The 14,560-nt window shown below is 45.8% G+C and carries 14 protein-coding genes; all 14 read right to left on the reverse strand.

The annotated features are described in order from the left end of the window. Nucleotides 1-7: 7 nt before the first annotated feature. On the reverse strand, nt 8-2,365 hold the full coding sequence (locus CGC65_RS23320; protein WP_002568737.1) for an ABC transporter permease: 2,358 nt from the start codon (nt 2,363-2,365) through the stop codon (nt 8-10). A gap of 15 nt (nt 2,366-2,380) precedes the next feature. Continuing rightward, nucleotides 2,381-3,142: an ABC transporter ATP-binding protein gene (locus tag CGC65_RS23325; RefSeq protein WP_002568738.1), complete on the reverse strand. Its 762-nt coding sequence runs from the start codon at nt 3,140-3,142 to the stop codon at nt 2,381-2,383. Between the two features lie 130 nt (nt 3,143-3,272). After that, entirely contained in the window at nt 3,273-4,562 is a 1,290-nt protein-coding gene (locus CGC65_RS23330) for a phenylacetate--CoA ligase family protein (protein WP_227178750.1), read from the reverse strand. 116 nt (nt 4,563-4,678) lie between these two features. Continuing rightward, nucleotides 4,679-5,812, reverse strand: coding sequence for a linear amide C-N hydrolase (locus CGC65_RS23335; RefSeq protein WP_002568740.1), 1,134 nt, complete (start codon nt 5,810-5,812; stop codon nt 4,679-4,681). Nucleotides 5,813-6,146: 334 nt separating this feature from the next. Further along, complete coding sequence (locus CGC65_RS23340; protein WP_002568741.1) at nt 6,147-6,671, reverse strand: cyclophilin-like fold protein; 525 nt, start codon at nt 6,669-6,671, stop codon at nt 6,147-6,149. Between the two features lie 54 nt (nt 6,672-6,725). After that, nucleotides 6,726-7,919: an alpha/beta hydrolase gene (locus tag CGC65_RS23345; RefSeq protein WP_002568742.1), complete on the reverse strand. Its 1,194-nt coding sequence runs from the start codon at nt 7,917-7,919 to the stop codon at nt 6,726-6,728. A 182-nt stretch (nt 7,920-8,101) separates the two neighbouring features. Then, the gene (locus CGC65_RS23350; protein ID WP_002568743.1) at nt 8,102-8,617 is read right to left on the reverse strand and encodes an amino acid ABC transporter ATP-binding protein; all 516 of its coding nucleotides are present in this window, start codon (nt 8,615-8,617) and stop codon (nt 8,102-8,104) included. Continuing rightward, complete coding sequence (locus CGC65_RS23355; protein WP_002568744.1) at nt 8,614-9,234, reverse strand: amino acid ABC transporter permease; 621 nt, start codon at nt 9,232-9,234, stop codon at nt 8,614-8,616. The genes CGC65_RS23350 and CGC65_RS23355 overlap by 4 nt, the downstream gene beginning before the upstream one ends. Before the next feature lie 58 nt (nt 9,235-9,292). Then, nucleotides 9,293-9,418, reverse strand: coding sequence for a hypothetical protein (locus tag CGC65_RS32130; protein ID WP_002568745.1), 126 nt, complete (start codon nt 9,416-9,418; stop codon nt 9,293-9,295). A gap of 470 nt (nt 9,419-9,888) precedes the next feature. Further along, nucleotides 9,889-10,671 carry a hypothetical protein gene (locus tag CGC65_RS23360; protein ID WP_235622192.1) on the reverse strand — a complete coding sequence of 261 codons (783 nt, stop codon included), beginning with the start codon at nt 10,669-10,671 and terminating at the stop codon, nt 9,889-9,891. A gap of 169 nt (nt 10,672-10,840) precedes the next feature. Then, a complete protein-coding gene (locus CGC65_RS23365; RefSeq protein WP_002568747.1) occupies nt 10,841-11,065 on the reverse strand; it encodes a hypothetical protein in 225 nt (74 codons plus the stop codon). Nucleotides 11,066-11,278: 213 nt separating this feature from the next. Continuing rightward, a complete protein-coding gene (locus CGC65_RS23370; protein ID WP_002568748.1) occupies nt 11,279-11,521 on the reverse strand; it encodes a LysR family transcriptional regulator in 243 nt (80 codons plus the stop codon). 52 nt (nt 11,522-11,573) lie between these two features. Continuing rightward, nucleotides 11,574-12,011, reverse strand: a complete 438-nt coding sequence (locus tag CGC65_RS23375) for a CocE/NonD family hydrolase C-terminal non-catalytic domain-containing protein (RefSeq protein ID WP_002568749.1) — start codon at nt 12,009-12,011, stop codon at nt 11,574-11,576. A 1,149-nt stretch (nt 12,012-13,160) separates the two neighbouring features. Further along, nucleotides 13,161-14,558, reverse strand: a complete 1,398-nt coding sequence (locus CGC65_RS23385; protein WP_007036327.1) for an MFS transporter — start codon at nt 14,556-14,558, stop codon at nt 13,161-13,163. Between the last annotated feature and the right edge of the window lie 2 nt (nt 14,559-14,560).

Genomic DNA, 14,560 nt, shown 5'->3' on the forward strand with positions numbered 1-14,560 from the left:
GTATGTGTCATTCCGTTATCAGCACGGTTAAGTCCACTTTTTTTACTTTCCACGATACGGCATAGGCAAATCCGGTAAACAAAAGGATCACCACCGCGGACGGAACCAACGTATTGCCGGCTGTCATACCGGAAGAGAAATTGCTGATGCCTGCCATTCGCATGACAATGGACACAAGAGAATCGGTCAGGGCTGCAGCCAGAATGGTTCCGATGATGGAAGCAAGAACAGCAACAATCATAAACCGCAGGGCAAATGTGCCTCGCAGTTGTCCACTGGTAAAGCCAACTGCTTTGTAAATCCCGATATCCCTCTGTTCTGCCGAAAGTATTTTACTGCCAGTCATAATTGTGACAATCAGAATAAAAGCCGCCACCATCCCATACAGGAATACCAAAAGCGCCTGCATGGCAGAGATGATTCCATATAGACCGGGCCATGTATTCTCATGGACATGGACATCCCCGCCATAAGACTCATCAAGAGCCACTATGATGGCCTCTTTCTGTGAAGCATCCTCCAGAAAATAATGGTGGCACCAGATAGCCGGGTCATCCGATCCGATTTTCAGGTAACCTTCCCGGCTCATTCCGATATTATCGCCCATATCATTGGCACAGGTATAAATGCCAGATATCACATATTCCTCACTGCCCAGATCAGCCTGTACCGTGACCGTATCACCGACTGCTACTCCCAGGTCAGAGGCCACAAACTCTGTCATCACGATTTCATCATCTGCCTTGGAAGTCCGCCCTTCCACAATGTGGAACCGCTCCGGATCGGTGATTGCATTGGCCGTATAATCAATTCCGTTCACAGACACCCCCTGCATCGCCAGGAGGTAACGGTCCGTAATGCCGGTATAGGAAAGCACGGTTTCTTCCGCTTCCTGCGGGGTATGTTCCCCAAAAATCTGGACGCCGATATCGTGATCCGCCGGATTGAATGCATCCATCATCCCTTTTCCGTCCGCTCCCAGCCAGGTATCCATCCGTCCGATCATGGAGGCAAAGAACACCAGAAGGATTGCCACAATACAGGCCCCGCTATATCTTCGGGCGCCTGCGGTAAGCTGACGGAGCGCCATGGAGTATTTTAGATAGTTCCCCCGGATTGGGAAGCCTTTTTTCACTCTGGTTCCGTAGATAAAAGCCTCACCTCCAATTGCTTTCATCGGTGTGATCCGTTTGAGCTTTCCCGTTTTAAATACAATAAAACCGGTCAATACCAGGAATAGCAGACCATTGATTAAGAAACACCAGGCGGCAGGCAGGTCTGTAGGAATGCGGATTCCTGTAGTCGTAAGTGTGGCCGCACTCACAATCCGGCTGACGTAAACAGCCGCCAGGATACCCAAAACCATTCCTGTTAAAATGACGAGCATGTACTGCGCCAGTTGAATCCGGCGTAATTTCCCGCCTGTAAAACCAATGGTTTTCAAAATCCCCATATTCACATAATCTGCCTCAACGGAGCTTCCTATGCCGTGCCCCAGCACGATCAGGACCACAAAAATAAGTACCACTACAAACGCCGCCAAAAGGCCGCTGAAAGCATTCTGGAGAATCAGCATGAATCCGGCAATGGCATTCCCACTGTGGAGGAATTCCAAATACTGCGGCAGCTCTGTATTCTCATTGATGAGCTGATTCAGCTGGGAAACCGTGACGCCTTCCCCGTTTGTGTCCGCCTGAAATATATGCAGCATAGCTCCGTCCCTGGCCAGCGCATCAATACCAGTATCCCGGATTGTCTGGATGATTCCGGAATAATCGGCCTCACTGATTAGAAATCCTTTCATTCCGATCATGGAACTGCCCATAAATGGATCTTCATAAAACCCTTTCACCGTAAAGTCTGCCGCCTGTCCCCCGCGGGCAACCTGAAATCTGATTTCATCCCCAATCTGCACACCGAACATGGAAATCATGGAAGGGGAGACATAAATCTCTCCCGGCCGGATTTCCGGTATATCTCCCCGGTACCCGGACAGCTCATCTTCAAAGAATTTATACCGTCTATCCTCCGTCCCATGGGGAATCAGCTGGCCTTCACTATCAGAATCCTGGTCATTCACCGTATAGTCCGAATAAATGACTACCTGCGTATCCACATTACCAACCGCCTCCAAATCAGCAATATTGTCCGCCAGAGCATCCATATCAGGCACATTGGAGACCCATGCAGTCAGGGTCCCAAACCCCGCCCGCTCCATTTCTTCCCTGAGATAGCGTTCTGAGTTCATCCATATAGAAAGAACCGTTCCCAACGCCGTGCAGACAAGCAGTACCAAGATAAATATGCCGGACAGGCTGCCTTTGTGCCGTTTTAGATCAGCCATTAATAATATTGTATCTTCCATTATAGAACCCCCTCGTTACCATTGGAAAGAAGCAAGCCAGTCATTGATCGCTGCCTCCCTCGTCCTTTCATCTTCCGGATGGAAAACAGGCATGGACAGTTCGTCCAGAATCTTACCGTCCTCCAGGTAAAGAAGCCGTGTCCCGCGGACAGCTGCCCGCAGATCGTGAGTAACCATCAGAATGCTCTGGCCTTCCTTATTTAATTCAGTCAAAAGATCCAGAACTTCCCCTGTATTCCTTTTATTTAAGGCTCCGGTTGGCTCATCTGCAAAAATGATACCCGGTTCATTGATCATGGCCCTGGCAATGGCTGCCCTCTGTGCCTCACCGCCCGAAACCTCTGCCGGCATCCGGTCCTTGGCGCTTCCTACATTCATCTGTTCCAGCAGGGCTTCTGCCTGCTTCCTGGTCTCTTCCGGCTTCCGTTCCTTCCCTAAATATCCTGCAACCGTCACATTCTCGAAAAGCGTTAAGTTGCTTACCAGATGGGTCTGTTGAAACACAAAACCAAATTCCCGTGAGCGGATTTTGGCCATCTGGCTCTCTTTGAAACGGCTAATCACCTTTCCCTTATAAACCACAGTCCCGGAAGAAACACGGTCCATTCCGCTGAGGACATACAGCAGAGTTGATTTTCCTGCCCCGGACGGCCCCATGATGATTGTAAAGTCATCCTCATAAATATCCACGGATACATGGTCCAGCACCGGAACCGCTCCCCGGTCCTTCCCAAACTCTTTGCTGATATCTTTGGCAGCTAATAATGTCTTTTTCAAGTTTCTTTTCCTCCTCGTTATGAGCACTTAGCGGGTGTCTTTTGGCCGCTTACGTGCGATACATGACACTGGCACTTAGCGAGGTCCTCCATGAGCTTAGTGCAGTGGCTCATTATGAGCACTTAACACGTCATGCCACAATAAGCCGCTTTTTTCCTGTCCTTTGATCCGGCCGGATTTCTCCCACAAAGCGAATGGAAAACCTTACATATTCCAGGCTCTTTTCTTTCAGGAGCAGCGCCATCTGCTTCATCATTTCTTCCCGGATTTCTTTTATCTTTCCTGTGTCTGACACTTCTGCCAGCATCTCAAAGGAATGACTGTCCAGCTGGCGGAACTGGTAATCTAAAAGCCCGTCCAGGCAGAATCCTTCAATGACAAGGGGATGCAGAAAATCCCTGTTTCCACGTCCATCCTCAAACCACATCATGTCCTCATTCCGCCCCATAATATTGCCTGCCAGCGTAAACGGATAGGGGCTCCCATCCTCCGGTTCCCGTAAATTAAGCTGGTCGGATATACGGTATCGAATCAGAGGCTGTACATAATTATAGAGGGAGGTTAAGTACATGGCGCCGTTCTCTACCTCGATATAATTTAAGTCGTCAAACAAATACATTCCCTCCGCATGACTTGTTTCCACGCCAAGGGCCAGGGATTCGCTGGCTCCATAAATATTAACCACGTCCGCTTCAAATATTGTCTCCAGATAATTCCGTAAGCTGGCGCCAAGAGGTTCTCCGCAGGAAACGATGCGGAATATATCCACGCTGACTTCACCTTTTTCCACAAGTTCCCCGAGAATCTTGATTGCTGACGGATAACCGATCACCATATTTGGTTTAAACTCTTTAATCTGGCGAATCCATGCTGCAAGGGGTGTCTTGACATCCAGGAAAAGTTGGTCCGCATGGACGCCTTCTATCCCGTCCCCCACTGCCATGGCCCCGCCATACCGGCCGTCTGTTGCGGCAATATACACGATCCGCGGGCCTTTCCACAGCAATTTTAATATCTGGGGCATGGTCATATCCCAGAGCGCGGCCCGGATAATCCCAAGGAGCATCTGGCTCCATGCCGCCTCATCATAAACAAAATATCCTGGGGTCCCTGTACTGCCGGAAGAATGGACCACATGGTACTCATCCTTAAATTTTTTCTGTTCTGTGCTTTCCTCCCGGTCAAACCGGCGCAGGTCCTCCTGCTTTAAATCGGAAACAGTAACCAGTTCATTGAAATGCTCCATCAAAAGCTGTTTATCCAAAACAGGAAATGCCGACAGGGGCATGAGCGGAATCTGCTTTCTTGTAATCCCTGCCTCCTCAAAGACCCGGTGGTAATACGTTGAATTGTCATAGGCATACACAAGCAATTCTCTCAGTTTTTTTTCCTGGAGCGTTATTAATTGTTCCCGTCTCATTCCCGTGTTTCTTTTTAACTGGTATAAATTCCACAGTAAATTAAAGTAATTCATCATAACCTCCATATGTTCCACTGAATACCCAGACAGTTCCATTCATACTGTCTGGCATTCACTTAAGCTTCTTCATTTACAGAAAACACATAACTGTTCCCATAGTTCTCCCTGTGATAATAACAAGCCTCCCCGTTGTTTAAATTAAAAACAATGCTCCATTCTGTTGACTCAAATTCTCCAAAATTGTCCTTACTGACACTGTCCAAGGCATCCCTGACCTGATCCATGTCCATCGCCTCATCTTCTGCCAGACGTTTCATCAATCTCTCATACCGGGTATGGGACTGTGCTGTTCCAATTCCCTGCTTTCTTCCTTCGGCCAGATAGAAATTTGTCACAGCTGGCGTATCCGTCACAACCATTTCGTCATCAATATACTCCACCACCACGCTTCGGCCGCTTCTGTCTGCCAGTGCGAAATGTACCATCATTCCCATAGAGGAGTGCATATCATACTGTCCCAACAGAGCCAGTGCTTCCTCCACATTGGCCGCCCGATCCAGAAACAGCCGGATAGCCGTGGTCGTGGTAAGATTCGGTTTTCCTGTGTCCTGACAGATGGCATCATAATCCTGTATCATATTGACCGATACCGCCAGACCTTTTTCATTCATGCCGTCAAGAGGAGCATATAAGGCAATCAGGGTACGGACCTCATCCGGCAGTTGTGAAAGGCCTGCCCCATAGCCGGAACGAATAAAATCCATATTAACCGTGGAAACAGAAGCATATGCACCCTCCGGCCTGGAACGGACCACCATGGCTTCACATGGCTGCCAGTCAAAATTCCTTCCAAACAGAGCTTCTCCTGCCGGGCTTTTCACCGCCAAGGTGCTGCATCCGAAACCGCCTGTCCGGAGTGACGGTCGTGACTCACCGGCCATCATATGTCTGGTAAGGAAATCAATGACTCCTGCATCGTTCGTGGCTCCTCCCTGAGCGAGAAAGTCATCAAACCAGTAATTCCCGTCATAGCTTACTGCTGAAAAACCGTCTTCCAGCTTCATGATTTCGCTTCCCGGGGTGATGGCCGCATCTGATGCTTTCCCGGCAGCCGTAACCGTCTGAGTCAAAGCCCCATTGTTCTGTGCGTATGCGGTCTGCTGTAATACAGGCGCCCCTCCTGCACACCCTGTTAACACTCCTGTTATGGTCAGTGTTGTAAACAGCAGCATTCTTTTCATTTTATTCATTCTGTTTATGTCTCCCCTTTCTTTATGTCCATTGTAATACCAGTAGTATTTAATATCAAATACCTATACTAAATATTTACATATGCCTTTTTACTATGGCTTTATCCATAACTTCTGATAGAAACGCCAACCTGGCACGTTCCATCTTCTACTCTTTTTCTATCTTAAACCACTAAAATAACGTCCACCTAACAAAATAATAAACTTTTCATAAACCCCTTGAACTTTTTCCTGGTTTGAAGCAATCCATACAATGATGAAAAAAATACAGACCCCCGCAGAAAGGTCTGTATTTGAAAATTAACTTTCCATATTGGCAATCACAGTGTTGTGCTTATTTTACGCTCTTAATCTGGACAATCTTATTACCCCAGCCCTGTAAGATCGGATTGTTAACAACCGCTTTTTTTAAATCATCGGCAGCCTCAATTTCTCCGATCTTTGTATAGTCTCCGGTCACCTCCCCGTCCCCATAGAACAGGATGATCCTGTTTGGGTGGGAGTAATACACTTCTCCTGCTTTTTGGGAGGTCACTGTTTTCACATCAACCGATGGAATCTCATACCGCGATGAAATATCATAATACTGCATCACTTCCCAATTATCATAATCATCAAAGTGATAGATTGGAAGCCTCCAGTCGGCTGTCCCTACATGCTTTTTTATAGCTGCGGCCGTATCATTATTTTCAAGTGTCATTGTGAAGGCTGCTCCATTATCACCAAAACGCACCTCCAACTGGGATGCAGTTACAACCTCTCCTGTCATTTCCGCACTTGCAACTCCTGTAAGAGCTGCTGTCAATCCAATGACTACCATAATTGCCACGGCATATTTTTTTAATCCTGCTTTCTTCATAAAGTGTCCTTTCCTGTGCTCCTTTTAAAGCGCACAACCTCCGTAATCCACCGGTTACTGGAATGCTTCCGTAAAGAAGCTCTCTAATTTGTCAAACGGAATTTTATCCATCTGATCGTACAGGTCTGTGTGGGTTGCTCCCGGAATTATCAACAGTTCCTTATTATCACCCTGGAGGAGTTCGTATGCATCATGGCTGTACATTAAAGAATGTGCTTCCTCGCCATGCACAAGAAGAACCGAACTTCTGATTTCAGGGGCATACTCAAACAAACGCATATTCATCAGAGAGCCCGGAGCGGTAGCCGCCCACCCATTATTGGAATTGACGGAACGGGGATGATAGCCACGGTCGGTCTTATAATAAGCCACATAGTCCTTAACATACTGCGGAGCTTCTTCCGGTGCTTCTTCCGGAAGGCCGCCTCCCAGCGTATAAGTTCCATTTTTATAATCATCTGTTCTCTGTTGATTGTAAGCAACACGGGACTCATACCTTCCGTCCTCATCAATGGAATCAAAATAACCAAGTGCCGTATTCCGGCTCATGTCGTACATCGTCATGGCAGCCGTGGCTTTAACTCTGGTATCCAGCGCTGCTGTCTGAAGTGCCATACCGCCCCAGCCACAGATACCGATAATACCAATCTGTTCTGGATCAACATTGTCCTGGGTGGAAAGGAAATCAATCGCAGCCTGGTAATCCTCAACGTTGATATCCGGCGAATTGAAGTACCTCGGATATCCGCCGCTTTCTCCTGTAAAGGATGGGTCAAAGGCAATAGCAAGAAAACCTCGTTCTGCCATTTCCTGTGCATAAAGACCGGAACTCTGCTCCTTTACAGCGCCAAAGGGGCCACTTACAGCAATGGCCGGAATCTTCCCTGTATATTCTTTTGGTTCGTAAAGATCAGCAGCCAATGTATTGCCAAAGTGGTTGACAAACGTCACCTTTCTATGGTTCACTTCATCACTGAGTGGAAATACCTTATCCCATTCGTCAGTAAGTTCAATCGGTTCCACCTTGATGGAGGTATCCTCCATCATACCATAATTTACAACTCCGTCTGTTGTTTCGTCTGTGTCTGCAACAGGTGCACCGGTTTCCGGTTCTGTCTCCGATGTTGTGCTCTGCTGTGTCTGCTGCTCCGTTACAGTCTGCTGGCTATTCTGTACAGAGCAGCCTGTGCTTACGAGTACCGTGAGCATTAACGCCCCTGCTATGATTCTCTGCGAATTCTTTCTCATTGTGTTCTTCCTTTCTTTTATAATTTTTTATGTAATAACAGATTTTCTACAAATCCGGATTACTTCTTCATACAAGGAAAGTGGAGCATAACCACTCAAAATGCAGAAGGGCCATACAGTATCTTTACCCCTTAACCCACTAATCACATTTACTAAATAAATTCCCCTTCCTATATGTTTTATCATCCGCTCCATTTTATAGAACTCATAAACTGCCTTGCCCTGTCTTCTTTCGGGGACTCAAAAAATTCTTTCGGCGTATTTTCCTCTACCACCACGCCTTTATCCATGAAAATCACCTTTGTTCCCACATTTTTTGCAAAGTTCATTTCGTGGGTGACAACCAGCATCGTCATTCCTTCCCCTGCCAGCTTTCTCATCACCTCTAATACCTCGCCAATCAGCTCCGGGGCAAGGGCCGAGGTCGGTTCGTCAAACAGGATTACTTCCGGTTCCATGGCAATCGCGCGGGCAATCCCCACTCTCTGCTGCTGTCCGCCGGACAGCTGATGAGGATAATAGTCATACCGGTCCCAGAGTCCCACCTTATCTAAAGCCCTCTTACCGGCCTTCTCAGCCTGGGACCTTGGCATTTTCCGAGCAATGACTAACCCCTCCGTTACATTCTGCAGGGCCGTTTTATTCCGGAAAAGATTGTAGTTCTGAAAGATGAATGCGGTCTTTCTCCTTATTTTCACTCCAGCCTCAGTTTCTGTTCCCATACGCTCTGAAGCCTGGTCAGCGCCGTACAAAATATGAGGTAAATGATGCCAACCTCACGGTACAGTGCAAATGGTTCATACGTTCTGGCAGCAATTCTCTGGGCCGACATGAACATTTCCATCACTGTGATATTGGCTGCCAGGGACGTATCCTTCACCAGCCCAATCAGGGAATTACTCAGCGGCGGAAATGCGATTCTGAGAGCCTGGGGCAGAATAATCCGCATCATGGTCTGAGTATAGGACAAACCCACACAGTATCCGGCCTCCAACTGTCCGGCCGGAACTGCCTCTATAGCAGCCCGGATGGTCTCGGACGCATAGGCTCCGGTATTAACAGAAAATACAACTACGGCCGATGGGAATGCATCCAGAGTTATCCCCAATCCCGGAAGCCCAGCCCCTTCACATCTACCGTCTGTACTCTCACCGTCAGCTGCTTTTTCCCCTTCTGTTCCAGCATCTTCCCCAGCTGTCTGAGCCTCCACCGTGGTTCCTGATACCGTAGTTTCTGCAGGTATGGTTCCCGCCCCGGCATTTAAAGAACCACTGCCCGCCAAAAGTCCTGTTGTCAGTACAGCAGCCGCTGTCACAATCCATTTTCTCTTTATATTTTTTCAAATCCTCCTAATCTTAATATTTATTGAATCCTTATGGTTTAAGCCAATGGAAGCCGATTTTGCCGCCCCAAGTTGCCCTACCATAGAAGAGAAGCATCCATATATTGCATGATAATTCGCTGTTATCTGTGCCAAAATGGCATATTTTCTTCTTCATTTCCGCCTCCTTTCCTTTACATCTATTTTATTATGCCAACACAATAATATCAAATGCCTATATTAAATACATACACATACCTTTTGAGTATACATATTGATAAAATTTTTCTGATATCACTATTTCAGATATCAGCACATAAAAATACAGGCCATAGCCAGCCTGTATTTTAAAAGTTGAGGCATTATTATGAATTCATGCAATTTGAATTTCGTATCGTTTCCTATACTAAAGATATCTTAGAATGGAAAAATAACACCCTGCCAACAAAAAGATAAACTTTTCATAAATTTATTTTTATGCAACAATACAAAAATCGGTCTTTTCAGCTTAAATTCATCGTTCCAAATGAAGTGATATTGTCACCCAAGCTGCTGAAAAAATAAAATCACTTAAGAAACCACCGCCCGATAACTATCTTTTTTCAAGTCAATCTGTGGAATTTAGTCTTGCATACGGAATGTAAAATTTCATTTCATCCTTTTCTTATTTCTTTTTTTTGTTCCTATAATCAATAAGATTCCAGCGGCTCCGAATATCGACACTGCTATGGTGTTTTTTTCAATTATATCCTTTTTGTAAGATAGCCCAACTCCTGACTGATTGTAGGAATTTGATACCCTTACAACATCATCATAATAATAAATGGAGAAACCGTTTATGTTATCATTATTACTATTCTGTGCATTTAAAGGTGTAGCTGTTTTCTCCCTATTTTTTGCTGCTGTAGGCCATTCCCCAATAAATGCATGTGTCGTAGACTTCTGCGCAGGAATCACAAATTCAGGTTTTTCATCAGCATTAAATATGATAGCTGCAGGATATCGAATTCCAGAAAGTCCTGAAACAACTTCGTATGAATACTCATCACTGTTGTACCCCGCCTCCTCAAGAGAAGTTGTTACAGTATTGTCATAATCAACCGTTTCTGCATCATATACATAGACAGCTCCCACAGTCCAAATATTTAATTTCTGTTTGAGCGTTTCTTTTGCATCTTCCGGAATATCAGCAGGAATGGATATCACCTTGGTTATATCAACCAAAATCGTAAAACCGTCTGTGTATACGGGAATTTGCCACTTATAATAACTGTTTTCCAATGATTCTTTAACATCATTTGTTTTTAACAACTCGGAATTGGCATAAACTTTATATGCTCTTTCCATTTCCACCTCATCCGCTTCCACATCCCGGTTGAGTTCTCCACGTGCTCCACCATAATTGATATGATATAAAACCTCATCCTTCATAGAAAGAATCTCCTGATACTCGTTTCCTTCTGAATGTATCAAGCGTTCTGATGCATATGACGTAAAACTGAGATTAAGCAATAAAGAGATACAAACAAACATGCCGGTGATTCTTCTCATAACATATCCCCCTTTTCTGATACAGGATATCCAGGTCCTCCAGCTTCTGTTACGCGGTCTGGTTAACCCAGTTTTCTTTTTTCAGTTTCGGAATCTCTTGTCGCAGCGATGGCTGCTGCTCTCCGGTATCTTCCACGGCAGTCTGTTCATTGCTGGCCGACACTGTGGTTGGTTTGCTTATGATGACTGCTGCACATATCACATAGAATATAGCCTGTTTTAAATCTGTCTTTTTTTCATCCTCTGTTCTCCTTTGACTTGTCCGGAAGCACATAATTTACCAGCTCAGTATACCATACCTGTTCTTTCTGAGTAAAGTATGCTGTTAGGGTGTCATGCTTTGCCGCATATGCCGTGAGATTTAACCTAAAATTTCATGGTTCTGCGTCTCTTGTCCTTCTACCTGCTGCGCGGTTCATCTCACTACTTAGCCAATATTAACTTCTTTCCCTCGCAACCATGAAAACATTATCACGACAAGTGGCTTTTATGCGTTAACAACCTTTGATATATTTCTAGAACAGGGTTTTCCATTTAAAAGCCAGACGCCATCCTCTGTCAATTTCAGGAAACGGCGCTCCCGGATAAACAGCTGTGTTCCAAGTTCTTCCTTCAGCTCCTGAATCGTCCGGCTCAGGGTCGGCTGGGAGATAAACAGCCAATCCGATTCCTTGATAAAATTGCCATATTTTGCAACCGCAATATAATAACGCAGGGAAGATAATTTCATCCAGCAATCTCATTTTACCTTGTGCTTTTTACAGGAAGAGCTTGTGATACTTTCATATTTTTAATATCAGAAGCTGAAGATAGGAAGCTTTGTCCGAGCCGGTATAAATTACCTGCCATCCCCAGTTCTTTGGTATACAGCCGGTGGGGGGCGGGGGCTGCATCATACTATTTCTGTATTCTTTCTTAGATGATAAGATTAAGCGGATGGATTCTCCTTTGTGAAATGCCATACCAACCGGACTCATTACGATATCATCCTCCACCATCTGGCCTTTCTCCAGTTTCTCAACCCGGTCAAAGCTATATGCCGGAATCTCATCCGTGATTTCCTGTTCATCCAGGTGTCTCATGGAAAGGCGTAGCTTGCCCCAAGATCCCTTATAGCGGGTGATGGAAGCGCCATCATCGGTAAAATCACGAATAGCAGCGCCATGGTTTGGTACCGTTATTTCCAAAAGCATATTGCCGTTTTGATCCAACTTCTGCATCCAAACAAAACGTCCGCACCTTCTACCTAAGAATAGAGCGGCAGCTTTGGATATTCCACGAGGCACGTCTCCTCATCAAAGGTTATCATAAAGCTGATTCATCCGGGCAGTCCCTGCGTATCATATTTTGCAGCAGCTCCTTTGTCGGGAATCTCTCTTTTCAACTGACGGAACGTTCCATCAAGATATAACTTTGTGTATGTAACATTCCCGCATTCGGTCAGACCGGAAATATATTTATAAAAGATGGCACGGAATATAAAATCCACAACCGCACGGAACAGATGATGCAAGTATTAAAAAGTGGCTTAAATCAATGGAACGGGGGCATCTGCCGGCAAATGCATAGTAAAAAGCATCTTCTCTTGATCTGTTGACCTTAGTCTATCAAAAGAAAACGCTTTATTCTGTAACCATGGCTACGGTTTTACATTTTATTCAAACAGGTTAGCAAACAACTCCTGGCTCAAAATGAACACTTCGCGTCCGTCTATCCGGATGATTCCTTCCTACTGCATACGTCCCAGCTCCATTGAGAGTGATGGCCTTGCACCCCCTAAATAATCAGCGATTTCTTCTCTGGTTGCATTCAATATTTACCTTTGGCTTTTATGCTGATTATGATACAGATAAAAGTAATCCGTTCCCGGACAGAGGCATAGGATAGGATTTTAACTTTATCGCCAAGATTATCTATTTTTTCACAAAAGTTCCCATTATATTACGCATCATGGTAATCTGAATATCACAGTATTCCGCATCGGGTTTTAAAAGCAGGTTGCCGGAGATTTCTAATATCTCGCTGTCTTCAAGGGCAATAGCATATTACCATAGTGAATTTTCGGTAAAAATTAACGCACTTCATTGAGCAGGATTCCCTCAACTGTGTTGCTTTTACTGAGACTACGCTTACCGTCAAAGCTATCTCTTCCCATGGCGATTTTTCCCAATAAAAACATCATAAGAGCTTCCGGTGTCTGAGCCGTCCAGAATAAAATATCATTCCGTTTATAACTTACACATTTAATCAGCTTACTCCACTACACAATGATGTATTCTTTTCTCCTTATCCTGATACTTTTGTGCGGAGAGCGTCCATACAGGACATTTATGCCGTGAAACGCCCATATGGATACTCCTTCGTCTATGCTACTGCCTGCGCCGGATCAACTCTCCCATAATCTCTTTATGCTTTTCCGTACTGATGGGATACATCAGGTAAAAAACAGCGTTAATCAGGCTGAGAATCGCCGGAATCAGCGTTATAAACCAGTTAACCGCGTTCAAAATCTGTGCAGGCTGGGCACCGCCCGCCACATAATGCATGGCAGCCAACACCGCTGCTCCGATGGCCGGCATCACCGCTCCCCCCGCTTTGTTTGCTACAGACACAAAGGAAGATAAAAAGCCATCGCACCTCACGCCGGAAATAAATTCCCCAAAGTCCACCGCGTCACCGATAGCCCCGAAATGGATTCCCATATAGGCATAAAAGCTCATACTACTCACGAAGGTCAGAAACCAGAACATGACCGACGGTGCGGTAGTAAAATACATGAAGAAATATGCGCCTGCAGTTATGAAGTTCAATACTGCGCAGACCTTTCCTTTATGACGGACGCGTTTAAAGAGGAAATTGCCAAACCACCCGGTTCCCACAATTGTAGCCGCCAGACCAATCAACCCGTAAGTGGTTGCATACGCTGCGTTTCCAGCATTATATTGCCAGTAATAGGCAAGCATTGCCGCCCTGCCGTACAAGACACATCCAAGAATAAACTGTCCAATAATGAGAATCAGAACTGCCTTGTTTTTTACCAGAGACTTCATCTGCAGGTTCATCGGAATCTTGTTCTGGGTGGGCGGCGGAGTCAGTACCTCCTTCGTCTTGCAACAGCTCACAATCATCGTGGGAAGTCCCAGGATACAGGTGATAAGCACAGCCCAAAAATATCCCCTGGCGCTGCTGGCGGAACCGTCGGAAGAAAATGCAATCATCAGCGGTACAGCAATGATAACGGTCACCATGGAACTCACGTTGGCAAACATCATCCGAAGACCTGAAACCTTTGCTCTGTCCTCCGAATCCGGAGTGATACAGCCGTTCAGCGCTCCATAAGGCATATTGCTGCAAGTGGAAGCCACCGTGAGAAGCAGATATATGCCCCACATCCACAGAAGCCTGCTTGTCATCTGCCACCCGGGGCTGGCCGCAAAAATCAGCACAATGAAACAAGCCATAGCTATGGAACCCAGCATGAACCAGGGACGGTACCTGCCCCACCGGCTGTTGGTGCGGTCCGCCAGTGAACCGATGACCGGGTCGTTAAATGCGTCAAAAATCCTCACTACCAGCATCATGACGGATACCGTGGCAGCCGGAATCCCAATCGTATCCGTATAATAAATCATCAGATAGGTGCTGAGCCAGTAGTACATAAAGTTGTAACCGAAATCCCCCAAAGCGTAATACATTCTTTTCATAGGAGTCAGACGGAATGTGTTTAAATCTTCATTTGACTGATACCTATTATTCATCTTCTCCATCA

The organism is Enterocloster bolteae (assembly GCF_002234575.2).
GTDB classification, from domain to species: domain Bacteria; phylum Bacillota; class Clostridia; order Lachnospirales; family Lachnospiraceae; genus Enterocloster; species Enterocloster bolteae.